We start from the raw sequence: 21,555 nt of genomic DNA on the forward strand, positions 1-21,555 counted from the left end.
CGCGGACATCTGAATTGAGCCACAGGCGGACATTACTATTGAGCCATTACAATCCAAGTGCGCATAATGTATATTATGTTAAATTGTCGATTGGAGGAATATACACCACATATCGCATCCACTCTTCTGTATCGCTCCTCTTCACGTGACTCGGTAAAACGCGCCGTAAAACCCCGTCCATCTGGGCCGGGTTTTACGGCCCACCCGATATTTGATACCGCCTGAACTACGCGCTAGAGAAGATTCTCTTCATCTAGAGAAATTACCTGAATGCCGGCATTACGATACGCCTGAACGTCATCAGGCAGCCGATCCACCACCACCGTGTCAATTCGATCTGCGGCGGTAAATTGGGCAAGCGAGGTGTTATTCAGCTTACTGTAGTCGCAGACAATAATCACCTGACTGGCGTGTTCCACCATGCCTCGTTTCGTTTCTGCTAGCATGATATCGGCCACGCAGGCGCCGTGTTTCAGCGACAGCGAATTGGTGCCCATAAATGCTTTATCGACGTTTAGCGTGTCGAGAATGGAACGTCCGTTGATCGCTACCACGCAGTGGTATCCCTTCTTAACGATCCCCCCCAGCAGAATAGTTTGAATCGAGGCACTGGCCTCAAGCTCCCGGGCGATTTGGTAATCATTGGTAACCACCGTGACGTTCTGTCTGTCACGAATATTGCGCGCGATATGCAGCGTCGTGGTACCGGTATCCAGCACGATTATATCGCCATCCTCAACCAGCGCCGCCGCGCGTTGGCCGATCCGTTCTTTCGCGCTGAAATTAACAATTTCGCGGGCGTCCGACGCCTGTTCGAAGCTCGCTCGGGTACGAAGGACGGCTCCGCCATGAGTTCGGGTCAGCAGCCCCTCCTCTTCCAGTTGGCGGAGATCGGCACGAATGGTAGCGCCAGATACATTAAAGACGTCACACATCTCAGAAACAGCAACTTTGCGTTTTTCCCTGAGTATACCGAGTAACTTCTCCTGTCTTTCTTCTGCAAACATTCTGCCTCTCTCTTTTTTACAGCTCGTTACGCGCGTCGCGGCGCTGGCTTACCTTTGCGTATCAGTCGGGTCCTACGCTGAGCGCATCCAGCCTGTCGTATAAGGCAGCGGATTGCCGGTACAGCGTATCAAAAAGCTCGCAGCAGGCGTGGTAATAATCCCGCAGACGGGGATCTGGCGAAATCAGTTTGTCGAACTGCACCGTTTGCCGCACGCCGCTGGCAAAATCGGCGTACAACCCTACGCCAACCCCGGCGATAATACCGCATCCGGTGACGCCATTCTCCTGATTACGCGTAGATAATATCGGCAGATTGTACGCTGCGGCTTTGATTTCAAGCCACAGCGGGCTGCGCGCGCCGCCGCCGGAAGCGATCATTTGTTGCGGATATTGCCCGCACGCCTGCAGCTGGCGAAGATTGCGCCAGGACGCAAAGGCCACCCCTTCCAGGACCGCGCGGAATAAATGACCGCGGCGATGCTTACGCTGCAGGCCGAAAAACTGCGCCCGCGAGTTCGTGTGTTCGGCCAGGCGTTCTCCCGTCAGATAGGGAAGAAAGAGCAGCCCTTCCGCGCCCGCCGGGACCGCTGCCGCTTCCTGCAAAAGCTGCGGATGCGTAATCTGGTTATCGGCCAGCGCCAGCCGCGCCCAACGGACGGCATCGCCGCCGGCGTCGAGAATCGTAAATCCGCCCCAGGCCGCGTTGGCAAGATGAAGATTATTAACCAGCGGATGGTGTAACGGCCGCGGGGACACCACCGTCATCAGCGTCGACGTGCCGGTTGAATCAGACGCCATCCCCGGTTCATACACACCCGAGCCCAGCAAAGAGGCCGCCATATCCGACGTCCCGGCAACCACCGGGATTCCCGCCGGCAGGCCCGTCAGGTCGGCTGCGCGCGGCGTCACCAGGCCGATTATGTCGCTGGAAAGTTTAAGATCCGGTAGCTGATCGACCCGCAGACCAAACGTTTCGCAGGCTTGCGAAGACCAGGCGCGGGTTTCGCTGTCCATCAGGAAATAGCAGGACGCCTCGCTATATTCGGTCGCCAGGGCGCCGGTCAGCATGAAATTAATATAGTCCTTCGGCATTAATACTTTGGCGAGCTGCGGCCAGCGCTCCGGATGATTTTCGCGCCACCAGGTTAACTTGAAAGCGGGCCATGCAGCCGCTGGCGGATTATTCAAATGCGCCAGCCACTTTTCCCGACCTTCGCGCGCGTTAAAGGCGTCAACCTGAGGCTGGCTGCGCTTATCATTCCACAGCAACGCCCTATCCTCCACCAGCTCGCCACGGTCGTCCAGCAGGACGGTGCCGTGCATCTGTCCGCAGGCGCCAATAACCGCAATCTGCGCAGCCGTTTCTGGATAGCGATAAAGCACCTCGCGTATACAATCGCAGGCGGCCCGCCACCATAAAGACGGCGCTTGTTCTGACCAACCCGCACGCGGCGTGATTTGCTCATACTCTCTTTGCGCAAAGCCGATCATCGCGCCGTCAATGCGCAAAATGGCGGCGCGGGTACTGCCAGTGCCAACATCAATCGTGAGTATTTTATCTTTCATCACTGACTCCGGTGACGTCTTAAGGCGGGCCATCAGGCCCGCGGTCTCTCAGTTTAATCGGCGTTCAGTTCGGGAAAACGTTCCGGGTGCTGCTCCAGTTCAGCCAGCACCTTGGTGACCGCGCCATGGCTCATGCCAAAGCGACGGACGCCAAGCTGGTACAGCGCGCGCACCGTGGCCAGATCGCGAATGCCGCCGGCGCCTTTGATATCGATTCGGCCTTTAAGCTGGTCGGCAATGATGCTGACTTTTTCCACCGTGGCGCCGGTGGGCGCCCAGCCGGTAGAGGTTTTGACCCACTTCATTCCCACCTCTACGGCGATATCGCACACGCGGCGAATCTGCTCCTCATTGAGATAGTGCGTTTCGAGGATCACTTTAGCGGGGACCGGGGCGGCGGCTTCCACCACGCGGCGCAAATCTTCCCGGACATAGTCATAATCACCGGATAACACTTTGCCGATATTCACCACCATATCCACTTCGCGGGCGCCGTCGGCAATCAGCTGCCGTACCTCCTGAACCTTGGTGTCGGTGGCATGCCCGCCGCCGGGAAAACCGACCGGCCCGCCAATCATCACCTCTCCCCTTCCCTGCTGCGGGAGCAGCGTGCTCAGAAAGCGCGTCCAGCATGGCAGCACATGGACGGAAATAATGTTGTAGCGAGCGGCCAGCTCGGCGCAGGCGCGAACGTCCGCTTCGGTACTGGTGGCCTGGACTGCGCTCAGGTCAACTAAACGTGCAAAACGACGGGTGGTTTCATTCATGGTTTTATCCTGCTCTTTGTTTTTAATTGATTTCATTTAATGCTGTTATCTGGCTTAAATCCATTTAAAAACGCATCAAATGAAAATAACGTGATCAGATTAGCATTTTTTTATTTTCATTTGCTTTTAATTAGCAGGCAGAAAATGATTGCTGCCCTTGCAGAGCAGGCATAAATGGTCATAAACGGGCGTAAAGACAATATTGCATTTATTTTTGTTTGTTTTTGTTTATGCCTGAAAAACGGGTGAGATAGCGAAAACCGCGGGCGGAAGCACCGCCGAAATGTGCGCGTTATCACGCTGTCCGGCGGCGAAAAGCTCGCCTTCGCCGGGCATTCCCGGGATCGCAACGCCCTGCGCAAGGGAAAGGTAATCTCATTATGTACTTCAGGAGAGCGCTATGTTGCCTCTGGAACGTCATCGTTTAATTGTTGAACTGCTGGGCCAACGCGGCGTAATGCGGGTGAATGAGATTGCGCAAGCGACTCGGGTCTCCAGGGAAACGATTCGCCGCGATCTAAGCGAGCTGGAGCGGAAAGGGATCTTAACGCGGAGCCACGGCGGCGCGCTGGCAGCGGAAAACCCGCTGCCGTCGCCCAGGGCGGCGGCGTCCGCCCTGCCGGTCGAAGACAGCCAGGGAAGCTTTCAGCAAAGAACGCTGCTGCACAGCGAAGGCAAAATGCGCGTGGCCCGTAAAGCGCTGCAGTTTCTCCAGCCGGGAAAGACCATCGTCCTGGACGGCAGCAGCACCAGCTGGTTTTTGGCCCGGCAGATGCCGGAGATGGCGTTAACGGTTATTACGCCCTCCATCCGCATCTTACAAACCCTGATGAGCCGACGCTCGTTGCATCTCGTGGGGCTGGGGGGCGACTTCTCCCCGACCGAAGAGTCGTTCTTCGGGGAAACCGCCTCACGAACGCTACGCGAGTATGCTATCGATACGCTCTTTTTCTCCTGCCAGGGTCTGGAGCGCGATAGCGGCTTGTATGCGGGTACGGAAGCCCACGCCGCCCTGCTGAAACAGATGATGCTGGCGGCCTGTCAGACCATAGCATTGGTCGACGGCAGCAAGCTGGGGCGAACAGGCGTCGCCCGCATCGGCGGATTGGGCGAGCTGGACTGTCTGGTGACCGAAAAGTTTGTCGATCCGCTGCTGGAAAAAGAGATGACCTGGCATAACGTCGGCCTACAAATCGCCTGAGTACGCCGTCATGACGTGACGGTTAATACGCGCAATGTCGAAACGCTGCTTCCCGCGGCAGGGCCAGACTTTGCCTGAAATCAGCCACTACCGGAATAAATGAGGCCTTATGCGTTATTACCTTTCTCCCTCGCTCATGTGTATGGACATGATGAAGCTGACGGAACAGCTGCACTTTTTAAACGGCAAAGCCGACAGGCTGCATGTCGACATAATGGACGGCCACTATGTCAAAAATCTGGCGCTATCGGCCAGCTTTGTGGCGCAAATTCGTCCCTACACATCGCTTCCCATCGATGTCCACCTGATGGTCGAAGAGCCCGCCTCGTTTATCCCGTCGCTGATAGAAGCCGGCGCTGACGCTATTTCACTGCATCCGGAAACCATCTGCCGCGAAGCCTTCCGGCTCATCAATATGCTTCGCCAGGCGGGGAAAGAGGTGGGCGTGGTGCTCAATCCCGCCACGCCGGTTGAGAGCATCCAGCACTATCTGCATCTGCTCGATAAGGTGACGGTGATGACCGTCGATCCAGGCTATGCAGGTCAGCCTTTTATTCCCGAAATGCTCGCCAAAATCGCGCAGCTTCATCAGCTAAAAGAGAGCGGCAACCTCAGCTTCTTGCTGGAAGTCGACGGCTCATGCAATCGCAACACCTACCGCGAGCTGCTGGGAGCCGGGGCGCAGATATTGGTCATGGGCAGCAGCGGTTTATTCCGCCCGGATATGCCGCTTGAGCAGGCCTGGGAAAAAATGTCCCGCGATCTGTCCGCCGCGCTGCACTCCCCCGAGCTCGTATAAAGGAGCGAATGATGTCAGGAAAAGTCTGTGTTTTTGGTTCATTCAATTTCGACATGGTTGCCAGGGTGGAGCGCTTTCCGGTACCGGGCGAGTCGTTAGTGGCCTGCGGGAGTATGACCAGCGCCGGGGGGAAAGGGGCGAACCAGGCCACCGCCGCGCTAAAAGCGGGGGCGAATGTCCACTATATCGGCAAGATTGGCAATGATACCTTCGGCCATTTTGCCCGCCGTCATCTGAAAGGCGTGGGCTTCAATGCCGTGACGCTGCTGGTCGCCGAAGACGTCCCCACCGGCAACGCGCTGATTTATGTGGCCGGCAATGATGCCGAAAACATGATTGCCGTCGACCCCGGCGCGAATATGACGGTGACCGATGATGAAATCGCCGGCTGCATTCCCGCTATCGGCTGCGCGGATGTGGTGCTGGTTCAGCTGGAGAACAATCTTTCCGCCATTGAGCAGGTCGTTGACGCCGGCAAAGAGGCCGGGGCCTTCGTGGTGCTCAATCCTGCGCCCTGGCAGCCCGTTGAGCACGCCTTTCTAAGCAAAGTGGATCTGCTCACGCCGAACGCCACGGAGGCCGGGTTAATGACCGGGCGCCGGGTTGACTCTCTGGCGGCCGCGGCCGAGGCCGCCGATGCGCTGCATGCTCAGGGCGCGCGCAACGTCATTATCACCCTCGGCGCAAAGGGCGCCCTGCTGAGCGAGCAGGGCGTGAAATCCCCTATTCCGTGCTTTCCTTCTCATCCCCGCGATACCACCGGCGCGGGCGATGCCTTCAACGGCGCGCTGGCGGCGCGACTGGCCTGCGGCGAGCCGCTGCATGCCGCAGCCCGATTTGCGGCGGCCTACGCCGCCGTCAGCGTCGAAAAGCAGGGCGCATCATCTTTACCTGAGTACCAGGAGGCACGAGAACGGCTTTTGCGTGCCGCCTCTGATTATGAAATGGCATAAACCCTACTGTATAAAAACCATTAAGAGGATAGCTCAATGAGTACGCTAATCACGGATAAGGTCGATAAAGCGGCGGTCCACAATGAAAAACTGGACACCAGCGCGTATTTACCGCATACCCCCTGGCTGCAATTTTTACTGGTCTGTTGCCTGTTTGCGCTATGGGGGATGGCGGGCAACCTGAATGATATTTTGATCGCCCAGTTTAAAAAGGGCTTCGATTTAACGGATACCCAGACGGCGCTGGTGCAGTCGATTTTTTTCCTCGGCTACTTTTTTGTCGCCCTGCCTGCGGCGGCGCTGATAAAGCGTTATTCCTATAAAGCGGCGATCATTATTGGGCTGTGCCTGTACGCCCTCGGCTGCTTCCTGTTCGTTCCGGCCGCGCAGATCATGACCTACGGCGCGTTCCTCGCCTGCCTGGGGGTGATCGCCTGCGGACTCTCTTTTCTGGAAACATCGGCAAACACCTATTCAAGCCTGCTGGGCCCGATTCAATCCTCCACCCAGCGCATTAACTTTTCGCAGATCTTCAACTCGCTGGGCGTGATTTCCGGCGTGCTGATTGGCCAGGTGATGGTGTTTGGCGAGAACGATCCGAGCCATGAACAGCTGCTGGCGATGCCCGCCGCCGCCGCGGACGCTGCGCGCCATCAAATGGTCGGCCAGGTGGTCGGACCCTATCTGATTATCGGCTCCGTGCTGGTGGTGCTGGCGCTGGTGTTCGTGTTTATTAAATTCCCGTCGTGCAAGGGCACGCCCTCTCAGCAGCAACAACTCCCGACGGAAAGCATGGGACCTACGCTGAAACGCCTGTTTGCTATCCCGCGCTTTCGCCTCGGGATCCTGTCGCAGTTTTTGTACGTCGGCGCCCAGGTTGGCGTATGGAGCTTCACGATTCGCTTTGTGCAGCTCGTGCAGCAGGGCACCAGCGAGCACTCCGCGACTTACTGGCTGCTGGCTTCTCTGGTGATTTACGCGGTGGGTAAAACCGTGGCCACCTGGTTGATGAACCGCCTGAACCCGGCGCTGCTGCTCGGTAGCTTTGCCCTGGCCGCCACTGTCCTTTTATTGGTTGCCGTATTCAGCAGTTCAATGCTGGCGGTCTATGCGCTCATTCTGGTCAGCTTCTGTATGGCGCCATGCTGGCCGACGAACTTTGGTCTGGTGATCAAAGGGATGGGGAAAGATACCCAGACCGCAGGCTCAATCGTGGTGATGTCGATTATCGGCGGGGCCGTTATTCCGCTGGTGATGGGCATTATCTCGGATATGAACGGCGGCAATATGCAAATCGCCTTTATCGCTCCGCTCCTGTGCTTTGTGTATGTCGCTTTCTACGGTTTCTGGTGCGTGCGTAAGGGGGTATAACATGCGCGAACTTATCAACACGATTGCTCATATTGGCTATCAGGTCAGTGACTTAACGCGTTCGCTTGCCTTCTATGAACCGCTGGGCTTTCAGCGCCAGCAGCGGTTTAGCAAGCCGTCGCCGCAGGGCAATATTGAAGTCGCGTTCCTGGAAATGGCGGGCGCCGTCCTCGAGCTGTATCAGCTTCCCGCAGGAACGCCCTTTGACGCTCCTCGCTGCGGTATCGATCATCTGGCGCTGGAAGTCCGCGACCTGGATGCGGTGCAGCAGCGGCTGGCGGCGCTCGGTTATCCGCTCGATGAAGGGCCGATAGAAGAAGACAACATGCGCTTCCTGCTTATTCGCGGCCCCGATGGCGAACGGCTCGAGTTCGATGCTTTTAAGCGCTAAGCGGCCGGCCTGATCCCCTTCTCCCTTTTAGGCCCGGTTAATACGGGTCTAAAAGCGGGCTTCCTCAGGCTTTACAAAAGCCTGCCTGATTCCAGATTTTCTCCCTCCACCCGGCCTCTCCCGCCCATTGTGCAATGTTACAAAATTGCTTCTGTTTTGTTGATTTTCTATTGTGAGCCATTCGGCAATTTCCTCTCCTGAATTTCCCCAGACTACTCCTACTCAATACGCGATATCAGGAGAGACACATGAAGAGCACCTCCGCCGACTTCCAGAATCTGTACCAGGCCCTGAGTCACAGTGCTGCCCGCAGCCCGGATGCCCTGGCGCTGGCGTTTGAGGACCGGCGCTATCTGTACCGCGATTTTCATCTGCGGGTACAGCGGGCGATGGCGCAGCTTGATCGCGGCTGGTCGCTGCGCAAAGGCGACCGTATTCTGCTGGCCTGGGGGAATCACCCCGCTTTTTGCGAAATCCTTTTTGCCGCACTTGGTCTGGGCATCGAAGTGGTGCCTTTCAGCACCAAACTTAAGCAGGCCGAAAGCGAAGAGCTGGTAGGCCATATCGCTCCCCGGGTTGTTCTGTTCGATGCGACCGTGCAGGACTGGCTGAAACACACCCCGGACGCGCGTGCGGTTTCACTTAGCGAATGGCAGGCGCTCAGCCTTCCCGAACCGCTGACCCACCAGCCGGTCCCGGTTAACCGCGACGATACGGCGGTCATGATGTTCACCTCCGGAACCACTGGAGAGCCTAAAGGGGCGATTATCACGCACAATAACCTGCTCTGCGCGATTGACGCCTATACGCAAAAACTGAATCTCACCGCCGCGGATAGCACCATTCTGGCGGTGCCTGTCTATCACATCACCGGCCTGTCGGCGCTGCTGGCGCTGTTTATTAGCCTGGGCGCGAGCATCTGGCTGCAGCACCGGTTCAATGCCCCGCAGGTGATCAACACTCTGCGCGAACAGAACATTACCTTTCTGCACGGCTCGCCCACCATTTTTATCCTCCTTTGCCAGGCGGCGCGCGAGCAGAGCGCCAGCCATCCCGGTGATTTTCCCGCCCTGCGCACGATTGCCTGCGGCGCGGGCCACCTGAGCGACGGACTGATCAGGGAGTTAAAAACCCTGTTTCCGCATACCGCAATTCAGCCGATCTACGGCCTCACTGAAACGACCTCGCCCGCGACCATTTTTCCCGGCGACGTCTGGGGCAGCGATAAATGCGGCAGCTCGGGCCAGGCGATCCCCGGCCTCGCCATTACGATCCGCAACGATCGCCAGCAGCCCCTCCCCGCCGGGCATATCGGCCATATCTGGCTAAAAGGCGATGTGGTGATCCGCGAATACTGGCAGCACAGCGAACGACGCCCGAGCTGCGATGCGCAGGGCTGGTTTTGTACCGGCGATCTGGGCTATCTCGACGACGAAGGCTGGCTGTACATCAAAGACCGCAGCAAGGACATGATCAATCGCGGCGGCGAGAAAATTTACTCGCTGGAGCTGGAAAACATTCTCTCTACCTACCGGGGTGTACGGGAAGTTGCCGTCATCCCGACCCCCAGCCCGGTCTATGGCGAAGAGCCCGTGGCGTTTATCGTGCCGGATGGCCAGCACCACCTGACCAGCGAAGAGATCCTCAGCTGGCTGAAGGTCAGAATCGCCCGCTTTAAGCTGCCGGCGCGCATTATTTTCACCCGTGCTTTACCGCGTACCCACAACGGCAAAGTGAGCAAACAGCAGCTCAAAATGCGCCTTGCAGAATCCATCATCACGCTATCAACGGAGGATAAAAAGTGAGCAGCAAATTTATCGACGCCCATCAAGCGGCACAGTGGGTCGCCAGCGGCGACACCGTCTGCACCGTCGGGATGACGCTTATCGGCGCGGCGGAGTCCATTTTAAGCGCTATCGAAGCGCGCTTTCTGACCGCGGGCGAACCGCGCGACCTGACGCTGCTGCATGCCGCTGGGCAAAGCGATCGCCAGCGCGGCATCCAGCACTTCGCCCATCCGGGTATGGTGACGCGGCTTATCGGCTCGCACTGGGGCCTGGCGCCGCGCTGGATGGCGATGATCAACAACAACGAAGTGGAAGCCTGGTGCCTGCCGCAGGGGCAGATCGTCCATCTCTATAGCGCGATGGCCGCCGGGCTTACCGGGCGGCTTTCCCCCGTCGGGCTCGGTACCTTTGTCGATCCGCGAATGGAAGGCGGGCGGATGAACGCCCGCACCCGCGAACGGCCCAATCTGGTCGAGCACGTGGCGTTTCGCGGCGACGAGTATCTGTTCTACCCGGCTATTCCCCTGAACGTAGTCATTGTGCGCGGCACCCATGCTGATGAAGACGGCAACCTCACGACCGATGAAGAGGTGATGAAGCTGGAAGTCCTGCACGCAGTGCTCGCCGCCAGACGCTATGGGGCAAAGGTGCTGGCGCAGGTGAAATATCGCGTAACGAAAGGCTCGCTGCATCCGAAAAGCATCACCGTTCCCGGCAACCTGATCGACGCCATTGTGGTGTGCGAAGAGCCGCAGACGGATCACCGCCAGACTTCAAGCTGGGCCTTCGACCCAGCGCTGTGCGGCGATATTCAACTGCCCGCCGCGCAGAATGCGCCGCTGCCGCTCGACCTGCGCAAGCTTATCGGGCGAATTGCCTGCCGCTACCTGACGCCAGGCTGCGTCATCAATCTCGGCACCGGCATTCCCAACGATGTTATTGGCGCCATCATTCACGAAGAACGGCTCGGCGAGCAGGTCACCATCACCGTGGAATCAGGGATCTACGGCGGGCAGCAGGCGGGCGGCGTTGATTTCGGCATTGGTCGTAACCTGAGCGCGATGATAAGCCACCAGGATCAAATGCTTTATTACAACGGCGCGGGGGTCGATATCACCTTTATGGGCGCCGGCGAGATGGACCCGCACGGCCACGTCAACGCCACGCGGCTCGGCGCATCCTGCCCCGGCGCGGGCGGTTTTATCGATATCACCCAGAATGCCCGCCACGTCGTGTTCTGCTCTTCTTTTACCGCTAAAGGGCTGGAGATCGCCTGTGAACAAGGGGCGCTGCATATTCGCCGCGAAGGCGAGGTACGTAAATTTGTCGCTGGGGTAAACCAGATTTCTTATAACGGCGAACTGGCCCGCGCCAAAGGACAAACCATGCATTACGTCACCGAACGGGCGGTTTTTGAACTGCGCCCGGAAGGACCGGTGCTGACGGAAATCGCCCCCGGCATCGATCTTGAGCGCGACATCCTCGCGCATATGGATTTTCATCCAGCGATCGCCGCGGATCTTCAGGTTATGGACCGCCGTTTGTTCGCCCCGCCGCCCTGCGGCCTCGCGGAACATCTGTCCCGGAATTCATCCTCTGACTCATAAGGAACTTTGCTATGAAACTTGCCAGTAAAACCGCCATTGTCACCGGCGCCGCGCGCGGTATCGGCTTTGGTATTGCCCAGGTGCTTGCGCGGGAAGGCGCGCGAGTGATTATCGCCGATCGCGACGCGCACGGCGAAGCCGCCGCCGCTTCTCTGCGCGAATCGGGCGCACAGGCGCTGTTTATCAGTTGCAATATCGCTGAAAAAACGCAGGTCGAAGCCCTGTTTTCCCAGGCCGAAGAGGCGTTTGGCCCGGTAGACATTCTGGTTAATAACGCCGGAATCAACCGCGACGCCATGCTGCACAAATTAACGGAAGCAGACTGGGACACGGTGATCGACGTTAATCTGAAAGGCGCTTTCCTCTGTATGCAGCAGGCCGCTATCCGCATGCGCGAGCGCGGCGCGGGCCGCATTATCAATATCGCTTCCGCCAGCTGGCTTGGCAACGTCGGACAAACCAACTATTCGGCGTCAAAAGCCGGCGTGGTGGGAATGACCAAAACCGCCTGCCGCGAACTGGCGAAAAAAGGCGTCACGGTTAACGCCATCTGCCCGGGCTTTATCGATACCGATATGACGCGCGGCGTCCCGGAAAACGTCTGGCAAATCATGATCAACAAAATCCCTGCGGGCTACGCCGGGGAGGCGAAAGACGTTGGCGAGTGCGTGGCGTTTCTGGCGTCCGACGGCGCGCGCTATATCAACGGTGAAGTGATTAACGTCGGCGGCGGCATGGTGCTGTAAGGAGAAAAACGATGACACAGGCTAATGATATTGTGGTTGTCAGCGGCGTTCGTACCGCTATTGGCACGTTTAACGGCAGTCTTAAGCATACCCACCAGCATGACCTCGGGGCAGCGGTCATTCGCGAAGCGATCGCCCGCGCCGGGATTGCGCCACAGGATATCGACGAAACGATCGTCGGCAACGTCGGGCAAATCGCCGAAAGCGGTTTTATCGCCCGCATCTGTCAGCTGCGGGCGGGGATCCCGCAGGAGAGCGCCGCGTATTCGGTGAACCGCCAGTGCGGCTCCGGACTGCAGGCCCTGGCGGACGGCATGATGCAACTGCAAGGCGGCCAGGCCGAGGTGGTCGTCGCCTGCGGAACGGAAAATATGACCCAACTGCCCTACTACCTGCGCAAAGCGCGCGATGGCTATCGCATGGGCCACGGCGAGCTGGAAGATGGGCTGATCTCTATCCTTACCTGGCCGGAAGGGCCTTATCACAACGGCATCACCGCGGAAAACGTCGCGCAACGCTTCGGCATTACCCGCGAAGAGATGGACGATTTCGCCTGGTCAAGCCAGCAAAAGGCGCTGAAGGCGATCGCCGAGGGTCGCTTCCGCGAACAGATCCTGGCCCTTGAAGTGCCGGACGGCAAAAAAGCAACCCGCCTGTTCGCGACCGATGAACACCCGCGCGACACCCCGCGTGAAAAACTCGCCACGCTGCGTCCGGCCTTTAAAGCCGATGGCATGGTGACGGCGGCAAACTCATCGGGCATTAACGACGGCGCGGCCGCCCTGGTGTTGATGACCCGTCAGCAGGCGGAAAAACGCGGCTTAACCCCGCGCATGCGTATTCGCGGCTGGGCGGTTGCCGGCTGCGGCGCGGAGATTATGGGGTTTGGTCCCTCTCCCGCGACCCGACGCCTGATGGACCGTCTCAATATGGATGTCCACGCCATCGACCTAATTGAACTCAATGAGGCCTTCGCCGCCCAGGCGCTGGCGGTGATGAACGATCTGCGTCTCGACCCGGCCCGCGTTAACGTCAACGGCGGCGCGATCGCCCTCGGCCACCCGGTGGGCGCCAGCGGTGCGATCCTGCCGGTCAAACTGATGTATGAAATGGCGCGCAGCGGCGCACGCACCGGTCTGGTCACCATGTGCATCGGCGGCGGCCAAGGGATTTCTATGCTGTTCGAGCGCGAAGGCGCTTAGGAAAAGACGGCCCGAAGTGGGGCTTCGGGCCGGGCGTCGTTCGGGTCAGCACCCGGCGACAACCTGTGAGCTGACGAACGGGATCGTCTCGATTCCGGCAAGGCTTCTGACCACGAATACGGGGAAATAATAACCATGTCCGCAATAAATGAAAAGGCGGTAAACGGGACGCAGCTGCAGCTCACCCATAAAAAGATCTACCGCCATTTAATGCCGCTGCTTATCGTGGCGTACATCATCAGCTTTATTGATCGTACCAATATTGGCATGGCGAAAGCGACCATGTCGGTGGATATCGGCCTTTCCGCAACCGCATTCGGCCTCGGGGCCGGGTTGTTTTTTCTCACCTACGCAGTGCTGGAGATCCCCAGCAACCTGTTTTTAACCCGGATTGGCGCGCGGCGCTGGATCGCCCGCATCATGATCACCTGGGGGATCATCTCCTGCGGTATGGCGTTTGTCACCGGGCCTACGTCCTTTTACATGATGCGCCTTTTGCTCGGCGCCGCCGAAGCGGGGCTCTATCCGGGCATTATTTACTACCTCACCCTCTGGTTTGGCCGTGAAGAGCGCGCTAAAGCCACCGGTCTGTTCCTGCTGGGGGTCTGCCTTGCCAACATTATCGGCGCGCCGTTGGGCGGATTGTTATTAAGCCTGGATGGCATGTCCGGCTGGCACGGCTGGCAGTGGATGTTCTTTATCGAGGGACTCCCTGCGGTACTGCTGGCGTTCGTCGTCTGGCGCAGACTGCCGGATAAACCTGCCGACGCCCGCTGGCTGGACAGCGACGATGTGCAGGCCATCAACGCGGTACTGGCGAAAGAAGCCGAGGAAACGCGCCATACGCCAAGCCGTTTCTCCCTGAAAACCGCGCTGACCACCCGGGTGTTTTTGTTGCTGGTGCTGATTTACTTTACCCACCAGTTTTCGGTTTACGGCCTGAGTTATTTCCTGCCGGGGATCATCGGTAGCTGGGGCCAGCTTACTCCGCTGCAGATTGGTTTGCTGACCGCCATCCCGTGGATGGCCGCCGCCGCGGGTGGGATCCTGCTGCCGCGATTCGCCCGCACGGAACAGCGTTCCCGCAGCATGCTGATGGCCGGCTATCTGGTCATGGCGACCGGCATGGCGATTGGCGCCATTGCCGGTCACGGTGTGGCGCTGCTTGGCTTCTCGCTGGCCGCCTTCATGTTCTTCGCTATGCAATCCATCATCTTTAACTGGCTCCCGTCCATCATGAGCGGGCATATGCTGGCGGGCAGCTTCGGCCTGCTTAACTGCCTCGGACTGTGCGGGGGCTTTCTCGGGCCGTTTATCCTCGGCGCGTTTGAGGATCGCACCGGCGCGGCAACGTCCGGCTTATGGTTCGCCGTCGCGCTACTGATCATCGGCGCGCTGGTGTCTCTGTTCATCAAAAGTTCGTCATCCCCTGGCAGAGCATCGGCAAAACAAGCCGGCGGCGAAAAAGCGTAATCAGGAGGTCCTTATGCGCATCGAAGTCTTACTGGATTTAAAAACTCGACTCGGCGAAAGCCCGGTCTGGGATGTCGAACAGCAGCGTCTTTGGTGGGTGGACAGCCTCGACGGGCGCCTGTTCGCCTGTAACGCGCAGGGCGGCGCGATTAAGAGCTGGGACGTGCGGCAGAAAATTGGCTCGTTCGCCCTGCGCCAGAACGGCGAAGGCGCGGTGGTGGCGCTACAGAATGGTGTGCATCTGCTCGACTTCGCCAGCGGCGAGCTGACGCTGCTGCACCATCCGGAAGCGGACCGGCCCTTTAACCGGCTCAACGACGGCAAAGTCGATCGTCAGGGACGTTTTCTGTTCGGATCGATGGATATGCGTGAAGAGGAGCCGAGCGGCGCGCTATATCGCCTGGACGCCGATCTGTCACTACACGTGCTGAAGAAAAATATCATCGTCTCTAACGCCCCCTGCTGGAGCCCCTCCGGCGAGACGTTCTATTTTGCCGATACCTGGACGGGCGAAATCTGCGCCTGGGACTACAACACTGCGACCGGCGATCTCTCCGGAGAACGAGTCTTTTGCCGTGTCGATAGCAGCGAAGGCGGCGCGGCGGATGGCGCCACCGTGGACAGCGAAGGCTATCTGTGGAACGCGCTGGTCTACGCGGGCAAGCTGGTGCGCTACACGCCGGAGGGCAAGATCGATCGCATCATTGAGATGCCGGTGAAAAAAGTGACCAGCGTGATGTTCGGCGGCGAAAACCTCGACGTGCTGTACGTCACCTCCATGGCACAGCCGCCCCTGCCGCGCTTCCCGGAAGACAATCAGCTGCGCGGTAGCCTGTTCGCCATTTACGACCTGGGCGTGACCGGCGTAGCAGAACGGCGTTTTGCCGGCTAAACGAACCACCGGTTCGCCGCGATAACAATAATACCCGGCGAACTGACTCTGACCCTGACACCAGGCGGCGCGCAGCATGCTGTCGCGACGCCGCGGAGTAAACACGACTATGACAACAATCAATCACACACCTGCCGGCGAACAACGTGGGAAAAAGCGGCTGATACATCGTTTCTCCTGGGTTTCGCTACTGGTTTGCTGGCTAATCTGGGTGCTCAACGCCTACGATCGCGAGATGATCCTGCGCCTTGGCCCGGTCATCTCTAAGGAGTTCTCGCTCGCCCCGGAACAGTGGGGCAATATCGTCGCCCTGATCATGGTAGCCCTTGCGGTACTGGATATTCCCGGCTCCATCTGGAGCGATCGCTACGGGTCTGGCTGGAAACGAGCGCGCTTTCAGGTACCGCTGGTGCTGGGCTATACCGCCCTCTCTTTTCTTTCCGGTATTAAAGCGATCAGCCACGGGCTGACGGCCTTTGTGCTGCTGCGCGTTGGCGTCAACCTTGGGGCCGGCTGGGGCGAACCCGTCGGCGTCAGCAACACCGCGGAGTGGTGGCCGAAAGAGAAGCGCGGCTTTGCGCTGGGGGTGCATCATACCGGCTATCCGATTGGCGCGCTGCTGAGCGGCGTGGTGGCAAGTCTGGTGCTTTCCGCATTTGGCGAAGGCAGCTGGCGCTACTGCTTCCTGCTGGCGCTGATCGTCGCCATCCCGCTGATGATCTTCTGGGCGAAATATTCTACCGCCGACCGCATCAACACGCTTTATCAGCATATCGACAGCCAGGGGTTGACGCGCCCGGCGACGCAGGAAAGCAGCCATGTCGCCAAAGGCGAAGGGATGAAGACCTTTTTACGCACCCTGCGCAACCGCAATATTTCGCTGACGGCGGGCAATACCCTGCTGACGCAAATTGTCTATATGGGCATAAACGTTGTGCTGCCGCCGTATCTTTATCATGTCTCCGGCCTGTCGCTGGCGGCATCCGCTGGCCTTAGTATTATCTTCACGCTTACCGGTACCCTGGGGCAGATCATCTGGCCCTGGCTGTCGGATAGCTTTGGCCGTAAACGAACCCTTATCGTCTGCGGTCTGTGGATGAGTATCGGCATTGCGCTGTTCTATTTCGCCACCAATATGCCGCGCCTTATTGCCATTCAGCTATTTTTTGGCCTGGTGGCCAACGCCGTGTGGCCTATCTACTACGCCATGGCGTCGGACTCCGCTGAAGAGCGCGCCACCTCGACCGCCAACGGCATTATCACCACGGCGATGTTTATTGGCGGCGGCATTTCGCCATTGCTGATGGGCTGGCTCATCCAGTTCGGTGGGGGCTGGGGAAATCCGGCAGGGTATATTTACGCCTTCTTTACCATGGCGGGATGCGCCCTGCTGGGGATGTTATTGCAGCTCATGACCATCGATAAAACGCCGCGTAAAGCGCATTAATTCAGGAGAACGCATGAAGATTGTTATCGCGCTGGATTCGTTTAAGGGGAGCTGTAGCGCGCAGGCCGCCTGCGCAGCGGTAGCACAGGGTTTGCGTCGGGTAGACAAGGCGCTGGAACTGGTCGAAATGCCCGTCTCGGACGGCGGAGAGGGTCTGCTCTCAACCCTGGCGGAAAGTCCGCTGCTGAAGGGGGCGAGGTGGCAACAGCAGCGCTGTACCTCGCCTTATGGTCCCTCCGTGCAGGCGGATTTTCTGATCCTGCCCGGCGAGCGGGCCATTATCGAGATGGCGCAAAGCTGTGGGCTGGAACTGACGCCGCAGGCGCAGCGGGATGTGCGTCAGGCCAGTAGCTACGGGCTGGGGGAACAGGTAAAAGCGGCGCTGGACGCCGGGTGTCGGCATTTAATTATCGGCCTGGGTGGTAGCGCGACCAACGATGGCGGCATTGGTTTTGCCCAGGCGCTTGGCGCACGATTCTGGCGTAAGGACGGCACCCTGCTGCCGGTTCCCGCGGCGGGTCAGGACCTGACGCATATTCAGCGCATCGATTTGAGCGAACTGGATCCGCGTTTACACCAGGCCGAAGTCCAGGCCTCCTGCGACGTCTCGAACCCTCTGCTTGGCGAGCATGGCGCTACCTGGGTGTATGGCGCGCAGAAAGGCGCGGACGAGGCGGCGCTCTGTGAGCTGGAGACGGGAATGGCGCATTATAGCCAGCTGCTTACGCAAACCCTCGGGTTCGACGTCAGCGAACGGCCCGGCGCCGGGGCCGCAGGCGGTATGGGCGCTGCGCTTATCGCCTATACCGGCGCCACGCTGCGTCCGGGCATTGACCTGGTGCTGGAACTGCTTAACGCCGACGGCCATCTGCACGATGCCGCGCTGACGATCGTTGGTGAAGGATGGCTCGATCGACAGAGCGCCTTTGGTAAAGCCCCGGTGGGTGTGGCGGGTAAAGCGGCACGCCACGGCGTACCGGTTGTTGCCCTTTGCGGCGGGCGCGATGAGAGCAGCCGGCAATTATATCAACACCATATTGACGCCATGTGGTCTATCTGCCAGCGCCCTATGCCGCTGGCGGAGTCGATGAACACCTGCGAACAGCTCCTCGCTGACGCCGCGGAAAATGTACTACGAACCTTTCTGAGCGGGCGGCGCGGAGAGGCACCTGAGCGGAAAACGGTATGATTATTACGACAGCGCTGGCTAATGAAATTGTCGCCCGGGCAATGGCGATAATTCATCATAACGTGAACGTGATTGACCATCATGGACAGATCATTGCCTCAGGTGAACGGCATCGTATCGGCGAGCAGCATGAGATCGCCCGTGAGGTGATACGTACCGGTAAACGCATTTGTATTAACAACACCGCGGAAGCCGCGCGTTTCCAGAATGTGCATCCCGGTATTAATCATCCCATTATCTATGACGATCGCGTGGTGATGGTGGTGGGCATCAGCGGCGATCCCGCAGCGATCAGCCGCTATGCTGAACTGGCGGTACTCACCGCCGAGCTGCTGGTCCGCCAGGCCATAGAGATGCGGGAAACCAACTGGCGTCAGCGTCTGCGTGATACCCTGTTTGGTCAATATCTTGATCAAGGCGCTTCGCCCGCCGGACAGGAAGCGCTTCATCGCCTGATGGAGCTTGGCTTCGCTTTTGATGCGCCGCTGGTGCCGGTCGTGGTGACCGTGCAGGTTGAACAGCATCAGCTAAGCGAAATACTGAGTACGCTGCTGCGAGAATTCTCGCAGTTGGCCGGGGTAAGAGACGTCATTTTGCTGGGGAGCAATGAGATCCTGATCCTCAATACGCTGAGCGAATCCCAGGAAACGCTGCTGCGGGGCATCGAGTTTGTCCTCAGCAATCAGATCAGCCATTACCATATCGGCATTGGCGTGCAGGCTGACAGCGCTCCGGATATTCGCGAGGCCATCCGATTCGCCCGTTCGGTGATTGAGGTCGGGAGCAAAGTACAGCCGCAGCGGCAGATCTACTACTTTCGCGAAATGGCGATGCTCTGCCTGTTCCGGGTGCTGGAAGACAGCTATATGGTCAATTTTTTTATCAATAACGTACGCCAGCTGCTTGAGCATGATTCCGGCGAAGTGCTGCTGGATACCCTCAGCAGCTTTATTGCCAATAACGCCGAGCCGGGAAAAACGTCGCTGCTGTTGGGGATTCATCGCAATACGCTCACCTACCGGCTGCAGCAGATTAAAAAGCATATTCAGCTCGATCCGATGGTTTTCACCGACCTGACGCAGCTGGCGGTGTCTGTACACTGCTATCGTCGGCAGAACCCGCGCCAGAGCGAATGGATTGATACCTTAAGCTAACGTGCGGTAGATTCGAATTGATGCCCCATCCTCAAGGATAAGTGGCCGCCGAGGCCACTTTTTCCTGAGGGCGCTTCACTATGCTTTCGCCGACGTCGACAGCCACTGATATATCGAGGACAGATCCTGCCCGGCAAATCCCGCATCCGCCGCCTGCTGCCACAGTTCGGCGATGTTATCCAGTCCCGGCATGGTGTGCGGCTCGGACAGGGACAAGGCCAGCCGGGCATCTTTCAGCGCATGCGCCAGCTGCATCTGCGGCGCGAATTGCTCATTGGCGATGGCGTCCAGTTTGACTTTGACATAGGGCGCCGCCAGCGGGCCGCCCTCCAGGGCGCTCCACAGCTGGTCGGGGGTAAAGCCCAGCGTCTTCGCCAGCTGTGCGCTTTCCGCGATGCCCTGCATCATCGCAATCAGCCAGGCATTGAGGACCAGCTTCATTTTCTGGCTGTTGCCCGCCTCGTCAAACCACTGCGTCCCACGTGAGATAGCGGCAAATACCTGTTCCGCCGGGCCACACTTTTCACGATCTCCGCTGGCGAGCACCAGGATCTGCGCCTTCTCCGCCGGGGCTTTGGTCCCTGAAACCGGGGCATCGACGAAGGTCATCGCCGGCTGACGCTCCCGCAACAAAGCGATAGCCTCCTGGGTCTCCGCCAGGCCGATGGTGCCCATCTGGCAATAGATCGCCTGCGGCTGACAGGCAGGCGCTATTTGCGCCAGTACCTGCAGGGTAGCCTGACCATCGGCGAGCATACTGATGATCACCTCGGCATTGGCCACCGCCTGCTGCGGCATGGCGTGCAGGGATAATCCCTGCTCCTGTAAATCCTCGCCGCGCGCTGGCGAACGGTTCCAGCCCGCGACGGTAAAGCCCTTCTTCAGCAGATTGCTGGCAAAAGCGTGTCCCATGGCGCCGAGTCCCAGCACCGCGACTTTTGGTAATGTACTCATCTTGTCTGTCCTGATTCGCGTGTTAATAAATGGCGGACGTCTACTATCGCATCTCTGGCACGGATGTCAGTAGCAATAACCGCCCTATAAAGTGACACTGTCACTATATGATAGCCACGTTTATCGCGGCTCAGGGCTGGCGGAGCCACTCCAGCAAGCGGCGCATCGCTGGCGACAGGCGTTCGTCATCCTGATAGCACAGGCACAGCCGACGCAGCGCCCAGCGATCCTGCAATGTGATAACGGCGAACCGGTAGCGTGGCAGGTAGCGTTCGGCAATAACGCGCGGCAGGATCGCCGCGCCGGCGCCGTGAGCCACCATCTCGCAAAGCCCTTCAAAATGGCTCATCCTGATGCGGACGTTCAGCGCCTGGCCGACTCCGGCGGCCTGCTCTTCGATATGCTGCTGCAGCGCGCTGGTCTGATAGAGCGCGACCAGCGGCTCATGGATGATCGTTGCGAAAGCCACCTCGGCGGCGTCACTCAAGGCATGGGCCGGCGGCACGATCAGCACCAGGGGATCCTCCGCGACGGGCTCCAGGCGCAACGGCCCGGGGTCGACCGCATCGGACACCACCCCGACCTGCGCCACGCCAGCCAGAATGCTGCTGACAATATCTGCGCTGGTGCGCTCTTCGGTGTCGATCTGTATCCCGGGATGCGCGGCCATCCACGTGGCGAGCTTGCCTGGCAGAAAAGCCGACATCGCCGAGGTATTGGCAAACAGGCGCAGCGTGCCCTGCTGACCGCGGGCGAAGGCGTGCATCGCCTGGCGCAGACGCCGCTGCTGCTCTAACAACGGACGGGCATGGCGCGCCAGCACCTCACCGGCCTCGGTCGTTGTCACCCCCCGGGCATGACGGTGCAGCAGCGGCACACCGACCTCCGCTTCCATTTTGCGCAGCCTTTCGCTGGCGGAGGCCAGCGCCAGATGGGCCGCCGCCGCCCCGCCGGTAATGCTGCCGCTATCCACGATGGCGATAAACAGTCGCAGATCGGCGAGATCCAGTCGCATAACGCCCTCCTTTCCCTTCGGTTTTACCGTAGC

General features: G+C 59.0%; 19 protein-coding genes. 14 read left to right on the forward strand and 5 right to left on the reverse strand.

Features of this window, described 5'->3' with window-relative positions; genetic code table 11:
- Positions 1-233 precede the first annotated feature (233 nt).
- The 3 genes from ACOI7D_RS18445 to deoC all read right to left on the reverse strand — a co-directional run bounded on the left by ACOI7D_RS18445 (position 234) and on the right by deoC (position 3,377).
- Complete coding sequence (locus tag ACOI7D_RS18445) at positions 234-1,007, reverse strand: DeoR/GlpR family DNA-binding transcription regulator (protein ID WP_109547343.1); 774 nt, start codon at positions 1,005-1,007, stop codon at positions 234-236.
- 61 nt (positions 1,008-1,068) lie between these two features.
- Positions 1,069-2,574 (reverse strand): xylulokinase, encoded by a 1,506-nt coding sequence (locus tag ACOI7D_RS18450; protein ID WP_244341713.1) that lies wholly within the window; start codon positions 2,572-2,574, stop codon positions 1,069-1,071.
- 53 nt (positions 2,575-2,627) lie between these two features.
- Positions 2,628-3,377: a deoxyribose-phosphate aldolase gene (gene deoC, locus ACOI7D_RS18455; RefSeq protein ID WP_109547345.1), complete on the reverse strand. Its 750-nt coding sequence runs from the start codon at positions 3,375-3,377 to the stop codon at positions 2,628-2,630.
- A 364-nt stretch (positions 3,378-3,741) separates the two neighbouring features.
- Between deoC and ACOI7D_RS18460 the strand changes: the two genes are divergently transcribed.
- The 14 genes from ACOI7D_RS18460 to ACOI7D_RS18525 all read left to right on the forward strand — a co-directional run bounded on the left by ACOI7D_RS18460 (position 3,742) and on the right by ACOI7D_RS18525 (position 19,553).
- Positions 3,742-4,542 (forward strand): DeoR/GlpR family DNA-binding transcription regulator, encoded by an 801-nt coding sequence (locus ACOI7D_RS18460; RefSeq protein WP_109547346.1) that lies wholly within the window; start codon positions 3,742-3,744, stop codon positions 4,540-4,542.
- Between the two features lie 109 nt (positions 4,543-4,651).
- A complete protein-coding gene (alsE, locus tag ACOI7D_RS18465; RefSeq protein WP_004115216.1) occupies positions 4,652-5,341 on the forward strand; it encodes a D-allulose 6-phosphate 3-epimerase in 690 nt (229 codons plus the stop codon).
- Between the two features lie 11 nt (positions 5,342-5,352).
- Positions 5,353-6,294, forward strand: coding sequence for a ribokinase (locus tag ACOI7D_RS18470; protein ID WP_016809705.1), 942 nt, complete (start codon positions 5,353-5,355; stop codon positions 6,292-6,294).
- 36 nt (positions 6,295-6,330) lie between these two features.
- The gene (gene fucP, locus ACOI7D_RS18475) at positions 6,331-7,665 is read left to right on the forward strand and encodes an L-fucose:H+ symporter permease (RefSeq protein WP_004105419.1); all 1,335 of its coding nucleotides are present in this window, start codon (positions 6,331-6,333) and stop codon (positions 7,663-7,665) included.
- Between the two features lies 1 nt (position 7,666).
- Positions 7,667-8,056, forward strand: coding sequence for a VOC family protein (locus ACOI7D_RS18480; protein WP_050534240.1), 390 nt, complete (start codon positions 7,667-7,669; stop codon positions 8,054-8,056).
- Positions 8,057-8,304: 248 nt separating this feature from the next.
- The gene (locus ACOI7D_RS18485; protein WP_050534239.1) at positions 8,305-9,861 is read left to right on the forward strand and encodes a class I adenylate-forming enzyme family protein; all 1,557 of its coding nucleotides are present in this window, start codon (positions 8,305-8,307) and stop codon (positions 9,859-9,861) included.
- Positions 9,858-11,450 (forward strand): acyl CoA:acetate/3-ketoacid CoA transferase, encoded by a 1,593-nt coding sequence (locus ACOI7D_RS18490; RefSeq protein WP_109547347.1) that lies wholly within the window; start codon positions 9,858-9,860, stop codon positions 11,448-11,450. Before ACOI7D_RS18485 ends, ACOI7D_RS18490 begins: the two co-directional genes overlap by 4 nt.
- A gap of 11 nt (positions 11,451-11,461) precedes the next feature.
- Complete coding sequence (gene fabG, locus ACOI7D_RS18495; protein ID WP_023289688.1) at positions 11,462-12,196, forward strand: 3-oxoacyl-ACP reductase FabG; 735 nt, start codon at positions 11,462-11,464, stop codon at positions 12,194-12,196.
- 11 nt (positions 12,197-12,207) lie between these two features.
- Positions 12,208-13,398, forward strand: coding sequence for a thiolase family protein (locus tag ACOI7D_RS18500; RefSeq protein WP_109547348.1), 1,191 nt, complete (start codon positions 12,208-12,210; stop codon positions 13,396-13,398).
- 135 nt (positions 13,399-13,533) lie between these two features.
- Positions 13,534-14,871 (forward strand): MFS transporter, encoded by a 1,338-nt coding sequence (locus tag ACOI7D_RS18505; RefSeq protein ID WP_109547349.1) that lies wholly within the window; start codon positions 13,534-13,536, stop codon positions 14,869-14,871.
- Between the two features lie 13 nt (positions 14,872-14,884).
- Positions 14,885-15,763: an SMP-30/gluconolactonase/LRE family protein gene (locus tag ACOI7D_RS18510; protein WP_050534235.1), complete on the forward strand. Its 879-nt coding sequence runs from the start codon at positions 14,885-14,887 to the stop codon at positions 15,761-15,763.
- 76 nt (positions 15,764-15,839) lie between these two features.
- Positions 15,840-17,210, forward strand: coding sequence for an MFS transporter (locus ACOI7D_RS18515; protein WP_162543123.1), 1,371 nt, complete (start codon positions 15,840-15,842; stop codon positions 17,208-17,210).
- 13 nt (positions 17,211-17,223) lie between these two features.
- On the forward strand, positions 17,224-18,399 hold the full coding sequence (locus tag ACOI7D_RS18520) for a glycerate kinase (protein WP_109547351.1): 1,176 nt from the start codon (positions 17,224-17,226) through the stop codon (positions 18,397-18,399).
- Complete coding sequence (locus ACOI7D_RS18525) at positions 18,396-19,553, forward strand: CdaR family transcriptional regulator (RefSeq protein ID WP_047720701.1); 1,158 nt, start codon at positions 18,396-18,398, stop codon at positions 19,551-19,553. Before ACOI7D_RS18520 ends, ACOI7D_RS18525 begins: the two co-directional genes overlap by 4 nt.
- Before the next feature lie 78 nt (positions 19,554-19,631).
- Here the strand turns inward: ACOI7D_RS18525 and ACOI7D_RS18530 are convergent, their stop codons facing one another.
- Together ACOI7D_RS18530 and ACOI7D_RS18535 are read right to left on the reverse strand one after the other, a co-directional pair.
- Positions 19,632-20,507: an NAD(P)-dependent oxidoreductase gene (locus ACOI7D_RS18530; protein WP_109547352.1), complete on the reverse strand. Its 876-nt coding sequence runs from the start codon at positions 20,505-20,507 to the stop codon at positions 19,632-19,634.
- Positions 20,508-20,637: 130 nt separating this feature from the next.
- Positions 20,638-21,522 carry a LysR substrate-binding domain-containing protein gene (locus ACOI7D_RS18535; RefSeq protein ID WP_048334842.1) on the reverse strand — a complete coding sequence of 295 codons (885 nt, stop codon included), beginning with the start codon at positions 21,520-21,522 and terminating at the stop codon, positions 20,638-20,640.
- Positions 21,523-21,555: the final 33 nt, after the last annotated feature.

Source organism: Klebsiella sp. C360 (assembly GCF_048822415.1).
Classification (GTDB): Bacteria; Pseudomonadota; Gammaproteobacteria; order Enterobacterales; family Enterobacteriaceae; genus Klebsiella; species Klebsiella quasipneumoniae.

What these genes read in the sequence shown, in the direction of transcription:
- ACOI7D_RS18445 (WP_109547343.1), bottom strand. Translation starts at nt 1,007, where the DNA reads ATGTTTGCAGAAGAAAGACAGGAGAAGTTACTCGGTATACTCAGGGAA.
- ACOI7D_RS18450 (WP_244341713.1), bottom strand. Translation starts at nt 2,574, where the DNA reads ATGAAAGATAAAATACTCACGATTGATGTTGGCACTGGCAGTACCCGC.
- deoC (WP_109547345.1), bottom strand. Translation starts at nt 3,377, where the DNA reads ATGAAATCAATTAAAAACAAAGAGCAGGATAAAACCATGAATGAAACC.
- ACOI7D_RS18460 (WP_109547346.1), top strand. Translation starts at nt 3,742, where the DNA reads ATGTTGCCTCTGGAACGTCATCGTTTAATTGTTGAACTGCTGGGCCAA.
- alsE (WP_004115216.1), top strand. Translation starts at nt 4,652, where the DNA reads ATGCGTTATTACCTTTCTCCCTCGCTCATGTGTATGGACATGATGAAG.
- ACOI7D_RS18470 (WP_016809705.1), top strand. Translation starts at nt 5,353, where the DNA reads ATGTCAGGAAAAGTCTGTGTTTTTGGTTCATTCAATTTCGACATGGTT.
- fucP (WP_004105419.1), top strand. Translation starts at nt 6,331, where the DNA reads ATGAGTACGCTAATCACGGATAAGGTCGATAAAGCGGCGGTCCACAAT.
- ACOI7D_RS18480 (WP_050534240.1), top strand. Translation starts at nt 7,667, where the DNA reads ATGCGCGAACTTATCAACACGATTGCTCATATTGGCTATCAGGTCAGT.
- ACOI7D_RS18485 (WP_050534239.1), top strand. Translation starts at nt 8,305, where the DNA reads ATGAAGAGCACCTCCGCCGACTTCCAGAATCTGTACCAGGCCCTGAGT.
- fabG (WP_023289688.1), top strand. Translation starts at nt 11,462, where the DNA reads ATGAAACTTGCCAGTAAAACCGCCATTGTCACCGGCGCCGCGCGCGGT.
- ACOI7D_RS18500 (WP_109547348.1), top strand. Translation starts at nt 12,208, where the DNA reads ATGACACAGGCTAATGATATTGTGGTTGTCAGCGGCGTTCGTACCGCT.
- ACOI7D_RS18505 (WP_109547349.1), top strand. Translation starts at nt 13,534, where the DNA reads ATGTCCGCAATAAATGAAAAGGCGGTAAACGGGACGCAGCTGCAGCTC.
- ACOI7D_RS18510 (WP_050534235.1), top strand. Translation starts at nt 14,885, where the DNA reads ATGCGCATCGAAGTCTTACTGGATTTAAAAACTCGACTCGGCGAAAGC.
- ACOI7D_RS18515 (WP_162543123.1), top strand. Translation starts at nt 15,840, where the DNA reads ATGCTGTCGCGACGCCGCGGAGTAAACACGACTATGACAACAATCAAT.
- ACOI7D_RS18520 (WP_109547351.1), top strand. Translation starts at nt 17,224, where the DNA reads ATGAAGATTGTTATCGCGCTGGATTCGTTTAAGGGGAGCTGTAGCGCG.
- ACOI7D_RS18525 (WP_047720701.1), top strand. Translation starts at nt 18,396, where the DNA reads ATGATTATTACGACAGCGCTGGCTAATGAAATTGTCGCCCGGGCAATG.
- ACOI7D_RS18530 (WP_109547352.1), bottom strand. Translation starts at nt 20,507, where the DNA reads ATGAGTACATTACCAAAAGTCGCGGTGCTGGGACTCGGCGCCATGGGA.
- ACOI7D_RS18535 (WP_048334842.1), bottom strand. Translation starts at nt 21,522, where the DNA reads ATGCGACTGGATCTCGCCGATCTGCGACTGTTTATCGCCATCGTGGAT.